Source organism: Lactobacillus taiwanensis DSM 21401 (assembly GCF_001436695.1).
GTDB lineage: Bacteria > Bacillota > Bacilli > Lactobacillales > Lactobacillaceae > Lactobacillus > Lactobacillus taiwanensis.
Genome location: NZ_AYZG01000040.1, coordinates 1 through 593 on the forward strand (window position 1 = coordinate 1; position 593 = coordinate 593).

Consider the following 593-nt stretch of genomic DNA (forward strand, 5'->3'; position numbering starts at 1 on the left):
TTGAGTAACTCAGTAAGTATGAGTGAAAGCTTGAGCAACTCAGTAAGCATGAGCGAGAGCCTAAGCAACTCAGTGTCAATGAGTGAGAGCTTGAGCAACTCAGTATCAATTAGTGAAAGTCTAAGCAACTCAGTGTCAATGAGTGAAAGCTTGAGTAACTCAGTGTTAATGAGTGAAAGTCTAAGCAACTCAGTAAGTATGAGTGAAAGCTTAAGCAACTCAGTATCAATGAGTGAAAGCTTAAGCAACTCAGTAAGCATGAGCGAGAGCTTAAGCAACTCAGTAAGCATGAGCGAGAGCTTAAGTAACTCAGTGTCAATGAGTGAGAGCTTAAGTAACTCAGTAAGCATGAGCGAAAGCTTAAGCAACTCAGTATCAATGAGCGAAAGTTTAAGCAACTCAGTAAGTATGAGCGAAAGCTTAAGTAACTCAGTAAGTATGAGTGAAAGCTTGAGTAACTCAGTGTCAATGAGTGAGAGCTTAAGTAACTCAGTAAGCATGAGCGAAAGTTTGAGTAACTCAGTAAGCATGAGCGACAGCTTAAGCAACTCAGTAAGTATGAGCGAGAGCTTATCTAACTCGGTATCAATGAG

At 40.5% G+C, this 593-nt stretch carries 1 protein-coding gene; it reads right to left on the reverse strand.

From position 1 onward, the window contains the following. On the reverse strand, positions 1-593 hold a 593-nt coding region (locus tag FD18_RS09780; protein WP_162257037.1), incomplete at both ends, for a hypothetical protein.